Genomic DNA, 15,158 nt, shown 5'->3' on the forward strand with positions numbered 1-15,158 from the left:
GCTGATGAAAAATTAATCTCCTTGAAAAAAACATACGACATATTGATTATCGGTAGCGGATTGGGAGGCCTTGTTTCGGCTCTAATTCTGGCGAAAGAAGGTCTGAAAGTCTGTATCTTGGAGAAAAATAACCAATATGGCGGAAATCTACAGACATTTTCACGCGACAAACTGATTTTCGACACCGGAGTTCATTATTTGGGCGGACTATCAAAAGGGCAAAATCTTCATCAATTCTTTTCTTATTTAGGAATTATGGATGATCTAGATCTTCAGAAAATGGATGAAGACGGGTATGATAAAATAACTTTCGGTGATGACGAAATCGAATATCCTCATGCTCAAGGTTATGAAAATTTTGTTGAACAATTATCTCAATATTTTCCGGATGAAAAAGAAAATCTTGAAAATTATTGTGAAGAAATACAGAGAGTTTGCAATCAATTTCCGAGATATAATGTTGTGGGAAGCAACAATTATAATGAAGAAATTCTCCATTTAAATACAAAAAGATTCATTGAATCGATTACTTCAGATAAAAAATTACAGTCAGTTTTATTGGGTTCAAATTTTCTCTACGCAGGAGATTCGGAGAACGTTCCGTTTTACGTTCATGCTTTAACGGTGAATTCTTACATTCAAAGTGCTTACAAATGCGTAAAAGGAGGAAGCCAGATCTCAAAATTATTAATTAAAAAATTAAGAGAAAGCGGAGCCGAAATTCACAAACATTCCGAAGTTTCTACAGTGACTTTCAATGAAAATGGAGTTTTAAATGGTGTAAAAACCAAAGAAGGAAAAGAATATTTTGCGAAACAAATTATTTCAAATATTGAAATTCGTTCAACTATTAAACTCATTGGTGAAGAAAGGTTGAAAAAATCCTTTTTAAACAGGGTTTTGAGTTGGGAGCCTGTTTCTTCATGTTTTAGTGTTTATTTGGTCTTAAAACCACATTCAATCTCAAATTTCAACTATAATTTGTACCATTATTCTTCGGAAGATCTGGTTTGGAATGCCTATCAATATAAAAAAGAAAACTGGCCGGAAACATATATGCTTTCTTCAACGGAATCAAAACATTATCCTGAGTTTGCTGAAAGTTTAACGGCAATTTCTTACATGGATTTTGATGAAGTTAAAAATTGGCAAAATACGTTTAATACGGTTGCTGATGAAGAGGAGAGAGGACAACAATATGAAAAATTCAAGCTTGAAAAAGCGGAGAAAATGATTGATGCATTGGAAAAGAAAATTCCAGATTTGCGACAATCCATAAAAAAAGTGTACACATCTTCTCCGTTATCTTACCGTGACTACATCGGAAGTTTCGAGGGAAATATGTACGGATATATAAAAAGCTCGGAAAATCCTTTAAAAACAATGGTTTCGCCAAGGACAAAAATCAATAATCTCTTTCTCACAGGGCAATCTGTTAACATGCACGGAATTTTGGGCTGTACAATTGGAGCTTTCAATACATGTGCTGAAATCTTAGGAAAAGAGCTTATTGATGAGCGTTTGACACAAATGATTAATAAGAATAAAAGTGAATAAAAATAGAATATGGCGTACTGTCATTCAGAACGGAACGAAGTGGAGTGAAGAATCTAAACAATTTGGAATAGATTTCTCCTTCCGTCGAAATGACAGAGTTTTAATCTTATTGTTTTTCAGCTTCAGCCTTATCCTCAATCTCACATCTTGCGGTGTCAGAAAATCAATAAAACACGTTCCCGACGTAAAACAATATTCATTAGAAATTCCGAAAGTCAATAAAATTAACGACTCAACTTTTAATTTTAATCAAAATTATTTAACCAAAAATAAACAACAGCTTTGGGAATTATATATTAAAGGAAACCCTTTACAGTTAGGCTATAACAATGGAGCATTGACTCAAAATTTAATGCAAAAACAGGAAGAAATTTTCTTTTCAAAGGTAGAAGGTTTTGTTCCATCGAAGTTTAAGCAAAAATTATTGAGAGGCTTTTTAAAATGGTACAACCGAAAAATGTACTTGAATGTAAGAGAGGATTATCAGGCAGAATTATTTGGATTATCTCAATATGCATCAGATAAATACAACTTTATTGCACCTAAATATCTGAGAAGTTTATACTTGCACGGTGCTCACGATATTGGTCACGCGATGCAGGATTTGATGGTGGTTGGCTGTACTTCTCTCGCGGTTTGGAACGAAAATACGGAAGATGGAGATTTATTGATCGGCCGAAATTTTGATTTTTATGTTGGAGACGATTTTGCTAAAAATAAATTGATAGAATTCGTAGAGCCTGAGCAAGGAATTTCTTACATGTCAGTAAGTTGGCCGGGAATGGTTGGCGTGGTTTCGGGGATGAATAAAGAAGGGATTACGGTGACAATCAATGCTGGAAAATCTAAAATTCCTTTGACTGCAAAAACTCCTATTTCTTTAGTAACACGAGAAATTTTACAATATGCAACAAACATCGATGAAGCTATTGCCATTGCAAAAAAGAGGAAGGTTTTTGTTTCCGAATCTATTTTGGTTGGAAGCGCAAACGATAAAAATGCAGTCATTATTGAGGTTTCACCGGATAATTTCGGAGTTTATAAAGTAGAAAATACAAGTCGAGTTTTTTGTACAAATCATTTTCAATCTGATGCTTATAAAGATGATAAAAGAAACCAGAAACATATTATAGAAAGCCATTCTGAATATCGTTACGAAAAACTTCAGGAACTTTTAGAGAAAAATAAAAAGTTGAATCCTGAGAAAATGGCTTCTATTTTAAGAGATAAATCGGGCTTAAAAGGGGAGAAGATAGGTTATGGAAATGAAAAGGCAATCAATCAGTTACTGGCGCATCATGCCGTGATTTTTTCGCCTCAGAAAAAATTGGTTTGGGTTTCTGCGAATCCTTATCAGTTGGGAGAATTTGTATGTTATGATTTAAATGAAATTTTTTCAGATAAAAGATTAAAAAGCGGTGAATTTGCAAAGTCAAATTTAAATATTGCTAAAGATCCTTTTATTGATTCTCAAGAGTACAAAAATTACGAAGAATATAAAAAAATAAGTTCTCAGATTGAAGATGCGATTGATGATAAAACGAAAAATCTTTCTGATGAATTTATCAATAATTATCAATCTTTAAACCCTGATTTTTGGTTCTTATATTATCAGGCAGGAAAGTATTATTTCAATAAAAAAGAATATTCTAAAGCAAAAATTCAATTTGAAAAAGCGCTGAAAAAGGAAATTACAACCGTTCCGGATAAAGAAAATGTTGAGGAATATTTGAAGAAAACACTAAAAAAATTAAAATGATTCCCAAAAGTATACGGTATTTATTTTCCATCCCTTTTATTATAATTGTTTGTTATTCTGTGTATTTGGGGAGCAAATACAGTTCAATTCCGGAAATTATTCCTATTCAAGGTTACGGAAAAACGACAGGCGGATCTGGAAGCAAATTATTCCTTTTTTCTCCAATTATATTAAATCTTATCATTTTATTGTTTATTTGGCGAATCATCAAAGATCCGGGTAAGATCAATTTTACTTTTGAGAATAAAGATGAAAATCACAAGAAAGAAACTTTTACAGTACAGTTGGTTTTGGTGATTATTTCAATATTTATTACTGTTTTTACAACACTTTTGTTGTTCTCAGATGTTGTTTATAAATAATTTTAATTGCTAAAATTTTAATAAAATATTTATTAGTAATAATAGAAAATAGCCTTATGTCTTTTGTTTAATTTTTATTTATTATTTAGTGAATGGTATTTGTGTTTTTGTAAGTGTTTATGGCGTTTTTATTGAATAATTAATCTTTAATTGTTTATTTTGTTTTATTATTTTAATTGATTTTACTTTTTTAATGTAAAAACATTTGGTGTGTAGTTAGTTTATTATTTATATTCGTTTCCTTAAAACCATGAAACGAATGAGAAAAAACTATTTTTTATCTCTTATATTTTTATTAATGCTGTTTTCCTGTAAAGACGAGAAGATGGAAGGTGTAGAGGTAGAGAGTTCTTTTGTTAATTTTGAAATCAATGCGGTTCCATACGCTAAATTATCAACCTATGCTTTTTTTACTGGTGAATTAAAAAATATGACGCCGTCAAGCAAGGTAATTCCTTATGAACCTGCAAGTTCACTGTTTACCGATTATGCTCTTAAAAAGAGATTTATCTGGATGCCACAAGGCGTAAAAGCAACTTTTGATGCAGATGATAAAACACTAAATTTCCCTGTAGGAACTGTTTTAATAAAAAGCTTTTATTACAATACAGTACAGCCTAACAATACCACCAAAATACTGGAAACGCGATTAATGATTAGAAAATCAACGGGTTGGATTTTTGCGGAATACATGTGGAATGACGAACAGACAGAAGCCAATCTGGTTACCGGAACAGATTTTACAAGTGGAAGTTCTAAAAACTTAACTTTCAAAAAAGAGAATAATGAAGTCATGAATATTGATTACAGAATTCCCTCAGAATCAGAATGCTATGCCTGTCATAAATTAGACAACAAGCCGGTTCCCATCGGTGTAAAACCTCAAAATCTTAATACAGCATACAGCTACGAAGGAGGAGTGAAAAATCAATTGCAAAAATTGGTGGATGAAGGTTATCTTTTAAGCTACCCTTCAAATATTGTTTCTACAGTTAATTATAAAGATGCCAGCAAGCCTGTAGATATACGATTGCGGTCTTATTTAGACATCAACTGTGCACATTGCCATCAACAGAATGCACGTTGTGATTATCGTGCTATACGATTGAGTTTTAGCCAAACAACAAATCTAACCAATATGGGAGTTTGTGTGTTGGCAGATGAACCGCAAGGTCCTTCATTAGAGAAGATTATAACACCGGGAAATCATAATAAATCGGTGATGAGCTTTAGACTTAATTCTGTAGATGAGAGCAACAGAATGCCTTTGTTGGGAAGAACGATCGTACATGATGAAGGAGTGGAACTCTTAAAGCAATGGATTAATTCTCTTAACCAAAACTGTCCTTAAAAACGAATAACCAAACTGAAAGAATATGAGAAAAAAATTATCCTTTTTTGTTTTATTATCTAATATAACATGGGGAATAGCACAACTTACTTGTGCTTCTGCAGTAAATCTTACGGTAGGAACATATACAGCACCTGCAGTTACAGGAACGCCACCATCCACAGTTTGTAATTTGGGAACTCTCGGATCAGCAGCGGTATGGTACAAATACACAGCTACTGCCAATAAGACTGTTACTGTTTCTTCGGTAGTAGCAGGGCAAAATGTAGATACAAGAGTGATGGTATATTCAGGAAGTTGTGGAGCATTAGCGTGCGTGGCAGCAAATGATGACTCTTCCGGGACTTCTTCACAGGTTAGCTTTGGAGCAGTTGCAGGAAATACTTATTATGTGGTGTTCGACAACAGGTGGTCTAGTTTAGGGTTTAATTTTAATGTAATTGAATCAGCTCCGGTTATCAATCGACTTTCATTTACTTCTCAGCCAGTTACGGTAGCCGGTAGCTACAATAACTGTGTGGTAGATATGAACGGAGATTATTTAGATGATATCGTTTCTGTTGTAAATAATACTCAAATCGTTATCTCGTATCAAAAACAGGGAGGTGGATTCAATGATGTTACGTATACAATTCCTAGCTCCATTATATTGCCTTCATGGAGCATTGCAGCCGGAGATTATGACAATAACGGTTTTAATGATCTGGTGTATGGATCGGGAAGCGGGATTGCTTTTGTAAAAGCTAATGGTGACGGAACAGCTTTTACTACCGATAGAAAACCGCAATCTTTTTTAGTTCAAAGAACTAATTTTATAGATATCAATAATGATGGAAAATTGGATGCTTTCATTTGTGATGATAACGCTCCGAACAGGTATTACATGAATGATGGAACAAATATGAACCACAATCAGGGAGGAATGGGAGATTTCCCTTCCGGAGGAAACTATGGTTCTATCTGGATTGATTATGATAACGATGGTGACATGGACTTATACATCGCAAAATGTAGCGGAGGCGGTTCCGGCCCCGGAGGAAATATAGATGAACTTCACAGAAATAACGGAAATGGAACTTTCACCAACGTGGCTCTTGCGGCGAATATGGCGAATCCTACCCAGACATGGTCTGCAGCTTGGGGAGATTTTAATAATGACGGTTGGATGGATGCTTTGATAGGAATCAATTCAACAACTAATGGTCTGAGTAAAGTGATGAAGAATAATGGAGACGGCACATTTACTGATAAATCCACAGGTTCCGGTTATGACATCGTAAATACTTTAAGCAGAGAATATATTTCATATGATTTTGATAATGATGGATTTCTGGATGTCTTAGGCGCAGGAAATACAATCATGTTTGGAAATGGTGATTTTACTTTTACCCCGAACGCCAGTACTTATAATGTAAATGCAACGAAACGCCCTATTGGAGACCTAAATAATGATGGATTTCTTGATATTCAGAATGGAAATACCATCCTGATGAATGCAGGAAATACCAATAAATGGCTAAAAGTGACATTAAAAGGAACTCAAAGTAACAGAAACGGAATCGGAGCAAGAGTTGAAATTTATGGAGCTTGGGGAAAACAAATCCGAGATGTACAGAGCGGAACAGGATTCGGAAATATGAGTACACTGAATGCTCATTTCGGAATCGGTCAGGCAACGGCAATTACAAAAGTGATCATAAAATGGCCTTCAGGTATTGTTGATACGATTTATAATGTAACACCAAACACGACATTAAATGTTGTGGAAGGATCATTCTTGAATACTAGAGAAGTTCAGACTACTCAGGAAATATTCACCATTTATCCAAATCCGAGTGATGATATCATCAATTTTAAATCTAAAAATGATTTTACTCCAACGGAAGCAAAAGTATATGAAATGACAGGTAGAATGATTCTACAAACAAAGGTTGAAAGAAACTCAATATCTATCAAACAATTAAATTCAGGGATTTATATGCTTGTTTTGACAGATAAAAATGGAAAAACATATTCTCAGAAACTAACAAAAAAATAAAACATAATTTATTTTATTCTTCATAACTCACTGCAAGGTCGAAAGGCTTTGCAGTTTTTATTTAAAAAAGATTAGAATTAATTATTCTCAGGACTCACTTTATTCAAAAAGAGGAAAGTACCTATCCCTAAAATAATAGACATTGTAGTGGCCAAAATGGTGCTTCCGATTACGTATTGAAGAAGATTATTTTTAATCAATTCAAAATTAAGTTCACTGCTTAAAATATTACTGTCGCCATGTACAAAAGGAGATCCTAAAAATAAGGAAGCGGCAATAATAAAAGGAATAAACGGCGGCAAACTCACGTTGGAAGCTACAAAAGCCAAGACTTTGTTCAGTTTAAAAAGAACGGCCAAGGAAATGGTTAATAAAGTATGAAATCCCCACAACGGAGAAAATCCTATAAAAACCCCAAGAGCAATGGAAAAGGCCTTTGTACGGTTGCTTCCGTCACTTTCTAAAACATCTTCTTTAATGAATCTTTTAAAGCTTTTCTTTCTAAAATTATTAATAAAGTTTCTCGGAATAATATAAAGTAAAGTAATCGTTACCAAAATAGTATTTAAAATACTGATTCTCGTAAAATCTTTGAACGGTCTGAAATGAGAAACCCTTTCCGCAGGATCATACAACACTTTTATAGGAACATTTTTTACAGGAACGTGTCTCCAGGCTGTTCTTACAATAATTTCAATTTCGAACTCAAATTTTGGAGTAAAATATTTTTTTGGAATTTTATGTAAAGGGTATAAACGATAACCAGATTGGGTATCCTCAAGCTTAATTCCGGTTTCAAACCAAAACCAGAAATTAGAAAAACGATTTCCGAAACTGCTTTTCTTTGGAATTCCGTCTTGCGACATATTTCGGTTTCCAATCAGTAAAATGTCTTGATCTTCATTCAATAAAGCTTCCACAAAAACCGGAATGTCATCGGGATAATGCTGTCCGTCAGAATCAATCGTTATTGCGTAATCAAAATTAAGCTCTTTTGCCTTTCTGAAACCTATTTTAAGTCCATTTCCTTTCCCTTTATTCTCAGGCAGAGAGACGGTTGTAATTTGAGGATATTGACCGAGAATGTGAGGTGTGGAGTCCGTAGAACCATCATTAATCACAATGATACTTTCGGTATAATCTAAAACACCATCAATCACCCTTTTCAGAGTTTTCTCGTTGTTGTAAGTAGGTATTAAAATGCAGATCTTCTTTTCAAAAATTGCATTTTGTACTTCAGGAAGGGTCATTGTTTTATTTTAATGATGCTTTTTCAGTATCAGACATGGTTTTGGACTGTAACGCAAACTTTTTAATATAATTTTTCATAGCTGCATTTTGCTTGCTGTAGTTACTTAAAATGAATGCTTTATCATCTTTCAGACCTCCTCTGTACCCTACAATTTTGGGAATATTTTCCTGAACGCTTAATCTTATCAGTCTTAATTCAATATTGTTAGGATTGGATTTAATAATGCTTTCAAGACTTACTGCTCCGGTCTTTACGAGAGATTTTCTGTTTTGCTTAGCAATTTTCGCTTCCATGATCTTCGCTGCAGCTTTATATCCGCTGGTTACAGCATCCGAACCCGTCTGTTTTTCAGCAGTATTAATAAATGCCTGTGTATTTTCGTTGGATTGATTGGCTTTTGCATAGCTATTTCGTAATGCTTCCAAATCTGTTTGAAAGAATAAAATAAAAGCGGTAATGAATGAGAAAATCAATTTCATGATGTCAATTTTTTATAGTTTACTGACATTTTTAATGCAATAGTCTCGCCAAAAGAAGTGGTATTCTTTACTTTAACTTCATCTTCGGTTTCAGTAATATCTAATTGTAGAGTTAGATCTGGTGTTTCAAATGGATTGATGATCGCCATGAATTTTACATTCGAAGCAGATTTTAAAAATAATTGTGTTCCTGTAAATTCTTCAGTCAGTTCCTTTACGATTTGCATCATGCAAACTCCCGGAGTTACAGGATTTCCCGGAAAATGTCCGTTAAAAATATCATGATCTTTATTTAAATTGATATTCGCAATGAAACGTCCGTTTTCTTCTTTTTCGGATGATTGTAAAGTGTAAAAGTCTGTAAGAATAGTCTGCATAAAATTATTTTTTCATGTTAAATGTATAGTAAACGCCCGCCTGGAAAAGTAGATTTGTATGATCTTCACTTGTTGTTTTTATCTGGGAAATCATTCCTTTTTTAAATCTTGCTTCGATACCGAAATTCTTAGTAATATCGTAACCTGCTCCAACTAAAATTCCAAGGTCGGTAGTTTTTTTATTGTAAGGATCAAAATTTTTGTCGCTAATTAAAAGATCGATACTTAGTCCGGCATGTAAGTTAAATTTCTTCAAATAAAATTTATTTACTGCCTGAAGCGAAATATAAGAAAGCTCAGATTTTACTTCCTGAGTGCTTGTCTTCATTATTGTTCCCTGTCTGGAATAATTGATCTCCGGCTGCAAAGCATAGAGTTTAGAAAATCTTATAGTACCGAATACGCCTACATAAAAATCTGTAATGTACTGAGTTTGTACTTTTTCTTCACCTGCCCAATAATCATCACTTGCTTCAAACCAATTGTAAATGCCACCGTCAGTTTCTGTGAATTTTGCAAAATTTGCCCCACCTCTTATTCCTGGCGTAAATGTAACCTGTGCAAAAGACAAGCTTGATATGAGGAAAATAAACAGAAAAGGTAATTTTTTCATGTTAAAAGTTATTCAGTTTCGGTTATTTGAAATAGTTTTATATTGATCTTGAAATCTTTATGTTGAAGATTCAAACTATCCGCGAAGATATGTTTTTTTGCCTCAAAAGTGAAATCGATTTTTTCCTTATTATTTTTAGCATAAATGATCTGATTCAATAATCCATTTTCTTTATTGAAGAACAAATAATATTGTTTCTTATCCAATTTTGAGAGGTAAATTTTCGATTTTTCATTCTCAAAACTTTCACTAACAGGATATTTCTGTTTTAACAATTGCTGAAAATCATTCTTTAAAAAATTAATGACAATCTTTTTATCTAAGTCTGCTAAAACATAATTAAGCTTAAAATTTTCTCCTGAAATCTCAAAATCAATTAATTTATTTCCAAAATCAGAGGTTAATACGACACGGTGTGTCGCGTCATTCAATTTTTTAATAATTAAAATTCCGCTTACATGGTTTTTATAAATATCCATCTGACATTTATAAACATAATCTTCATTCGAAGAAAAGTATAAATTTTCAACTGTTTTCTCTGAATTTGAAACGGATTTTACGTCTGTCAGTCTGTATGTTTTACACGAAACAAACAGCAGAAAAATCAGGCTATAAAGAAAATTCTGAAGCAGAAATCGGCGCATTGATCTTTGTATTTTTAAAAACAATATTCGTAGTATCTCCCGAAGCTTCTGTCATATTCACTTGAGAAACTGTTGATTGACCTTTAGGAAAACTCAATTCAATTTGCTTAATGTATTTCAATAGTTGAGCAGATTTCGGAGTAAATTTTGCGATGTTGTAATTTGCATTTTTCAAATAGGCTACGGAAAATTCAGGATCATTAAACATTTGTCCGTTTGAACTTCCTACAATCAGTTTATTTATCTTTTCAAAGGTTTTACTCTTTGCATCGACAGAAGATTTTTTGCCCTGATCATTAATGAAAATTTTATTGTCCTTAAAGATAATGCTGTATTGATAAGGTTTTGTATATTTCCAGCTTAAAATGTTGGGTGTTTTTAAAGACATTCTTCCGTAGGTCACAATGTTTTTATCCAAAAAATCCATCTTTTTGGTTTGGGTAAAATCACTTTGTAATGTTTTGATCTCTTTTGTTTCAGATGAAACTTTGGTCACAAAAGCTTTTGCTTCAGCTCCTGTCATTGCTGTATTTTGAGCAAAAAAGAAACTTGAAACTAATAAAAATGCTCCGAAAGCAATATTTTTAATCATTTTTTTGATTTTTAATAACAGTATCAACCGTAAAAGTTGAATATTTTTTATCCTTCAAAAATAGCAATAAATCTTTCAACACATTATACGTCTTTTCTGAAGTGTCGTGAAGAAGAATAATGCTTCCTTTCTTTAGGTTTTTTGTAACTCGTTTATAAATTGTTTTTTCGTTGTCTGTGATTGTATCTAAAGAACGGACATTCCAGCCAATGCTTTTTTTGTGAGTTTGTTTGATCGCTTTAGCAATATTTGGATTGGTAACGCCAAAAGGAGGACGGTATAAATTGGTTTTAATACTTCCAATTTTAGAAATAATTTCATCACACTTTTCAATTTCCTCAATCATTTTTGAGGTAGACAGAAATCCTGTGTTATTGGAGTGAGATAAGGTGTGATTTCCAATCGTGTGACCTTCTGCAATAATTCGTTGGAAAGTTTCGGGATATTTTTCAATCTGTTTTCCGATGCAGAAAAAGGTTGCCTTTATCTGATTTTCTTTTAATAGATCTAAAAATTTCGGGGTAAACTCAGTCGGACCATCATCAAAAGTCAAAGCAACTTCCTTGATTTTCGTTCTTTTATGCGTCAAACTATTGACAAAATACCTTAATTCAATATCAAAAGATCCCCAAACAACCACCGCCGAAAAAAGTAAAAAACAAAACAGATACACCCAAAATGACCCGTGAAATGCATAAATAAATACATTGCAGAAAAGATAAAATAGGATAAATAGGTAGTGTTTCATCTTTTTATTATTTTGAGTTTTTGGTTTAAAATTTTCTTGGTGTCATTGCGAGGAATGAAATGACGAAGCAATCCCAAATGCGTAATAGATTCCACGCTCCACTTCGTTTCGCTCTGAATGACAAACAGATTGTCTTAATTCTATACGGTAAAACTAAGCTCTTTCCAACAAAACCAAACTATGATCACTTCCTCCCAAATGATTATATAAAAGAACAGTTTTAATGCCATCTTTTTTCACATCATTAATCATCATCACTTCCGGAATCTGCTGGTTTTTCAGAATATGACAAGCCATAAATGTTGAGAAACCACTTGCTGTATTGAATTCTCCACTTAAATGCTTGTAATATAACAACGCTGAATTTGGAAATAAATCCATTGCTTTAGTATAATAAACATCCGATTTAGAATCTCCACTGAAACCTAAAATTACGGCATCAATTTCTTCAAAGATAAGATTATTCTTAGTTAAAAAGTCTTCGATAAAGTTTTGAATTTCATCTTGTTCTAATCTATTGTTGATTTTAATGTCTTTTAATTGAGCGTAAGAACTTTTAGTTTTCTCTTTTCCTAAAACAAAAAAACTTGAACCTTCCCCCCAGATAACTCCTTCTGTTGTTGAGTTTAAATAATCAACGGGAAGATTTTCTTCTTTTTTAATGGTTTTGTTTAATTTATACAATTCCATTGTTCTGTCGGTTTGTTCGTCTGTTGAACCCACCAAAACATTATCAGCTTCACCATCATTGATTTGAAGTTTAGCATCTAACATGGAGAATTCTAAAGACGAAGAAGTATTCACATACGTGAAATTGTAAGCGTGGCATTGTAATGCTAAAGCAATTTGCCCTGCAACGGTATTGTGAGTGGATTGAATAAAATAAGTAGGAGTTAGAAACTCTTCATTATTATCAATCACATTTTTTAAAAACTTTTCAGAATCCTGGGAACATCCCATTCCTGTTCCGACAATAATCGCATCAGGGTTTTCAATTCCGGCTTCTTTTAAAGCGTATTTTGAAGCAACTGAACTCATTTTTACCGTTTTAGACATTCTTCTGCTCATTGCGGGCGGAATGAATTCTTTGTAATTAGGTTCAATAGCTTTTACAATCTGTACTGAATTTTCAGGCGTAAGATTTTGGATGAAATTTTCATTTAAAGTGTCCTGAACCGAGATGCAGGCTGCACTGTTGATATAAACTGCACTCATAATTTTGAGAAAATTAGGGTTGAACAATTTCCTCCAAACCCAAATGAGTTAGAAAGTACATGATCGATATTCTTCTCTTTCAATTCGGTAACGGGAGTTAAATCAAATTCTTCCATCTTCGTTTTAAAATTAAGAGTTGGAAAAATGATATTATTTTGAATTGCCAACAATGAATAGATGGCTTCAATTCCCGCCGCCGCTGCCAAAGTATGACCTGTAAACGCTTTTGTAGAACTGAATTCCGGAACTTGATTTTCACCAAAGAGTCTGATCATCGCAATTCCTTCCGATAAATCATTATTGGGAGTTGCTGTTCCGTGAGCGTTGATATAATCGATGTTTTCTTTCTGTAAACCTGAAAACTTTAATGCTTTTTCCATGGCTAAATAAGCGCCTTGTCCATTTTCCGAAGAAGCGGTTTGGTGGTGGGCATCGTTGGCATTTCCATAGCCGGAAAGATATCCGAGTACTTTTTTATTTTCTTTTTTAACAACTTCATCAGATTCCAATACCAGAAAAGCGGCTGCTTCTCCAAGGTTTAATCCTTTTCTGTCATTGTCGAAAGGCGTATTATAAGAATCGGTAAGAATCATTAGGGTACTAAATCCATTCAATGTAAATTTTGAAAGAGAATCTGTTCCACCAACAATCACGCGGTCTAAAACTCCATTTTTAATAAGCTTTGCGCCCATCATAATCGCGTTGGCAGCAGACGAACAAGCTGTACTGATGGTAGAAACCATACCTTTCAGACCTAAATAATCCGCAATAGCTAATGATGAATTTCCCGCATCATGAGAGTCGATATATTTTTGCTTTTCAGGAAAGTCTTCGTAAGTGTAGAAATATTTTTCGGTGATATCCATTCCACCAACGCTTGTTGAAGAAATCAAACCAGTTTTATAGCCGTTAATATCTGATATTCCGGCACTTTCTACCGCTTCTTTTGCAGCAACCATGCCTAATAAAGCGGTTCTTGTTACATTATTATCTTCATTAAGCTGAAGTTTTTGTACCAATTCTTCATTAGATAATTTTATCTCGCCAGTTTTAATATTTCCAGTGTGGCGGGTTTCAAACAATTGTATGTCTGAAATTCCGTGTTTTCCGGTTTTTAACGAAATAAAATTTTCTTCCACATTGTTACCGATGGAAGAAATGATGCCCATTCCTGTTATGGCAATTTTTTGACTCATTTTATCTTATAATGTAACAGTGTATCAATTTAACCGTTTATCAATATTGTTACATTGTTAAACTGATACATTGCTAGATTCAATAATTTATTTTGTTCTGTTTTCTTCGATGAATTTTGCCATCGTATCGATAGATTGGAAAATTTCCTTTCCTTTTTTAGGATCGGCTAATTTTATTCCATAATCTTTGTCAAGAAGAACGATCAACTCTAAAGCGTCAATAGAATCTAATCCTAAACCTCCTCCGAATAACGGATCAGTATCTTTGATTTCTTCTACAGAAACGTCTTCAAGGTTAAGTACTTCGATAATTTTGTGCTTCAATTCAGTTTGTAAGTTTTCCATAAAAATTATTTTAATGTATCAATTGAGCAGTGTACCAATGGATGGCTGCAAATTATTGCTACATTGTTATATTGTTTAAATTATTATATTAGTTCGTTAGCAAATATACAAAAGCTTTGTAATTTTCCTGATATAGTTCTACCCAACCACAGAGTACCTTTTCAGCCTTTCCAGACTGTAAGATCTGTTCTGAGTAATCATTTAAAAATTTTTCATCAAATTCATCCAAAACAAAAAAAGCATTCTCTGTCTGCATTTTATGTTTGATGCTAATTTCACCCACACAAATATTGGGCAATGTGTACACAAAAACAGCCGGGCTCGGGAAGAAATTGTCCTGAGAGTTGATGCTTTCCTGATACTTAAAATCAGTATCTAAACTTGATGATTTGTTGGCCAAAACAATTGCTGTTTTGCTATGATCTCCGTCTTTTAAAATCATTTCGGAGGCCAGAAAAGCAAGTTTGCTTAAGTTATCCATTTTATGAAATTTAGGATAATTCAATTCTAAACTTTTATAAGCTTCTTTGGCAAATTCTGAGAATACTTCAGATTGACTTTCGAAAATAACTTGTTCGTTGACGGTTATTTTTGAGTTTTCTATGGTGCAAATGTCTGTTTTCTTCATCG

At 33.3% G+C, this 15,158-nt stretch carries 16 protein-coding genes; 5 read left to right on the forward strand and 11 right to left on the reverse strand.

All coding sequences use genetic code 11. The features are described 5' to 3' along the window. Positions 1–21 precede the first annotated feature (21 nt). The 5 genes from SB689_RS10565 to SB689_RS10585 all read left to right on the forward strand — a co-directional run bounded on the left by SB689_RS10565 (position 22) and on the right by SB689_RS10585 (position 7,067). The gene (locus SB689_RS10565; RefSeq protein ID WP_410692085.1) at positions 22–1,557 is read left to right on the forward strand and encodes a phytoene desaturase family protein; all 1,536 of its coding nucleotides are present in this window, start codon (positions 22–24) and stop codon (positions 1,555–1,557) included. A 103-nt stretch (positions 1,558–1,660) separates the two neighbouring features. Next, the gene (locus SB689_RS10570) at positions 1,661–3,316 is read left to right on the forward strand and encodes a C45 family autoproteolytic acyltransferase/hydolase (protein ID WP_410692140.1); all 1,656 of its coding nucleotides are present in this window, start codon (positions 1,661–1,663) and stop codon (positions 3,314–3,316) included. After that, positions 3,313–3,678 carry a hypothetical protein gene (locus SB689_RS10575; RefSeq protein WP_410692086.1) on the forward strand — a complete coding sequence of 122 codons (366 nt, stop codon included), beginning with the start codon at positions 3,313–3,315 and terminating at the stop codon, positions 3,676–3,678. Before SB689_RS10570 ends, SB689_RS10575 begins: the two co-directional genes overlap by 4 nt. A 259-nt stretch (positions 3,679–3,937) precedes the next feature. Then, positions 3,938–5,029, forward strand: coding sequence for a hypothetical protein (locus tag SB689_RS10580; protein WP_410692087.1), 1,092 nt, complete (start codon positions 3,938–3,940; stop codon positions 5,027–5,029). A 25-nt stretch (positions 5,030–5,054) separates the two neighbouring features. Beyond that, positions 5,055–7,067: an FG-GAP-like repeat-containing protein gene (locus tag SB689_RS10585; protein ID WP_410692088.1), complete on the forward strand. Its 2,013-nt coding sequence runs from the start codon at positions 5,055–5,057 to the stop codon at positions 7,065–7,067. A 77-nt stretch (positions 7,068–7,144) separates the two neighbouring features. Here the strand turns inward: SB689_RS10585 and SB689_RS10590 are convergent, their stop codons facing one another. From SB689_RS10590 to SB689_RS10640, 11 genes are all read right to left on the reverse strand, one after another. Further along, positions 7,145–8,317 (reverse strand): DUF2062 domain-containing protein, encoded by a 1,173-nt coding sequence (locus SB689_RS10590; RefSeq protein WP_410692089.1) that lies wholly within the window; start codon positions 8,315–8,317, stop codon positions 7,145–7,147. Between the two features lie 4 nt (positions 8,318–8,321). Beyond that, positions 8,322–8,798 (reverse strand): hypothetical protein, encoded by a 477-nt coding sequence (locus tag SB689_RS10595; protein WP_410692090.1) that lies wholly within the window; start codon positions 8,796–8,798, stop codon positions 8,322–8,324. Beyond that, on the reverse strand, positions 8,795–9,175 hold the full coding sequence (locus SB689_RS10600; RefSeq protein WP_410692091.1) for a 3-hydroxyacyl-ACP dehydratase: 381 nt from the start codon (positions 9,173–9,175) through the stop codon (positions 8,795–8,797). Before SB689_RS10600 ends, SB689_RS10595 begins: the two co-directional genes overlap by 4 nt. Before the next feature lie 4 nt (positions 9,176–9,179). After that, the gene (locus SB689_RS10605) at positions 9,180–9,788 is read right to left on the reverse strand and encodes a porin family protein (protein WP_410692092.1); all 609 of its coding nucleotides are present in this window, start codon (positions 9,786–9,788) and stop codon (positions 9,180–9,182) included. 8 nt (positions 9,789–9,796) lie between these two features. Then, complete coding sequence (locus SB689_RS10610) at positions 9,797–10,432, reverse strand: hypothetical protein (RefSeq protein ID WP_410692093.1); 636 nt, start codon at positions 10,430–10,432, stop codon at positions 9,797–9,799. Continuing rightward, complete coding sequence (locus SB689_RS10615; RefSeq protein WP_410692094.1) at positions 10,398–11,024, reverse strand: LolA family protein; 627 nt, start codon at positions 11,022–11,024, stop codon at positions 10,398–10,400. The genes SB689_RS10610 and SB689_RS10615 overlap by 35 nt, the downstream gene beginning before the upstream one ends. Then, positions 11,017–11,772, reverse strand: coding sequence for a polysaccharide deacetylase family protein (locus tag SB689_RS10620; protein WP_410692095.1), 756 nt, complete (start codon positions 11,770–11,772; stop codon positions 11,017–11,019). Before SB689_RS10620 ends, SB689_RS10615 begins: the two co-directional genes overlap by 8 nt. A 153-nt stretch (positions 11,773–11,925) precedes the next feature. Beyond that, on the reverse strand, positions 11,926–12,987 hold the full coding sequence (locus SB689_RS10625; RefSeq protein ID WP_410692096.1) for a beta-ketoacyl synthase N-terminal-like domain-containing protein: 1,062 nt from the start codon (positions 12,985–12,987) through the stop codon (positions 11,926–11,928). After that, positions 12,984–14,183: a beta-ketoacyl-[acyl-carrier-protein] synthase family protein gene (locus SB689_RS10630; RefSeq protein ID WP_410692097.1), complete on the reverse strand. Its 1,200-nt coding sequence runs from the start codon at positions 14,181–14,183 to the stop codon at positions 12,984–12,986. The genes SB689_RS10625 and SB689_RS10630 overlap by 4 nt, the downstream gene beginning before the upstream one ends. A gap of 87 nt (positions 14,184–14,270) precedes the next feature. Then, positions 14,271–14,528 carry a phosphopantetheine-binding protein gene (locus SB689_RS10635; protein WP_072411202.1) on the reverse strand — a complete coding sequence of 86 codons (258 nt, stop codon included), beginning with the start codon at positions 14,526–14,528 and terminating at the stop codon, positions 14,271–14,273. A gap of 88 nt (positions 14,529–14,616) precedes the next feature. Then, the gene (locus SB689_RS10640; RefSeq protein ID WP_410692098.1) at positions 14,617–15,156 is read right to left on the reverse strand and encodes a 3-oxoacyl-ACP synthase; all 540 of its coding nucleotides are present in this window, start codon (positions 15,154–15,156) and stop codon (positions 14,617–14,619) included. Positions 15,157–15,158: the final 2 nt, after the last annotated feature.

Source organism: Chryseobacterium sp. SIMBA_038, from assembly GCF_046535115.1.
Classification (GTDB): domain Bacteria; phylum Bacteroidota; class Bacteroidia; order Flavobacteriales; family Weeksellaceae; genus Chryseobacterium.

Bases quoted from the DNA above. Each gene is read 5' to 3' on its own strand.
- SB689_RS10635 (WP_072411202.1), bottom strand. From the start codon at position 14,528: ATGGAAAACTTACAAACTGAATTGAAGCACAAAATTATCGAAGTACTT.
- SB689_RS10600 (WP_410692091.1), bottom strand. From the start codon at position 9,175: ATGCAGACTATTCTTACAGACTTTTACACTTTACAATCATCCGAAAAA.
- SB689_RS10630 (WP_410692097.1), bottom strand. From the start codon at position 14,183: ATGAGTCAAAAAATTGCCATAACAGGAATGGGCATCATTTCTTCCATC.
- SB689_RS10580 (WP_410692087.1), top strand. From the start codon at position 3,938: ATGAGAAAAAACTATTTTTTATCTCTTATATTTTTATTAATGCTGTTT.
- SB689_RS10620 (WP_410692095.1), bottom strand. From the start codon at position 11,772: ATGAAACACTACCTATTTATCCTATTTTATCTTTTCTGCAATGTATTT.
- SB689_RS10615 (WP_410692094.1), bottom strand. From the start codon at position 11,024: ATGATTAAAAATATTGCTTTCGGAGCATTTTTATTAGTTTCAAGTTTC.
- SB689_RS10575 (WP_410692086.1), top strand. From the start codon at position 3,313: ATGATTCCCAAAAGTATACGGTATTTATTTTCCATCCCTTTTATTATA.
- SB689_RS10585 (WP_410692088.1), top strand. From the start codon at position 5,055: ATGAGAAAAAAATTATCCTTTTTTGTTTTATTATCTAATATAACATGG.
- SB689_RS10625 (WP_410692096.1), bottom strand. From the start codon at position 12,987: ATGAGTGCAGTTTATATCAACAGTGCAGCCTGCATCTCGGTTCAGGAC.
- SB689_RS10595 (WP_410692090.1), bottom strand. From the start codon at position 8,798: ATGAAATTGATTTTCTCATTCATTACCGCTTTTATTTTATTCTTTCAA.
- SB689_RS10590 (WP_410692089.1), bottom strand. From the start codon at position 8,317: ATGACCCTTCCTGAAGTACAAAATGCAATTTTTGAAAAGAAGATCTGC.
- SB689_RS10605 (WP_410692092.1), bottom strand. From the start codon at position 9,788: ATGAAAAAATTACCTTTTCTGTTTATTTTCCTCATATCAAGCTTGTCT.
- SB689_RS10640 (WP_410692098.1), bottom strand. From the start codon at position 15,156: ATGAAGAAAACAGACATTTGCACCATAGAAAACTCAAAAATAACCGTC.
- SB689_RS10610 (WP_410692093.1), bottom strand. From the start codon at position 10,432: ATGCGCCGATTTCTGCTTCAGAATTTTCTTTATAGCCTGATTTTTCTG.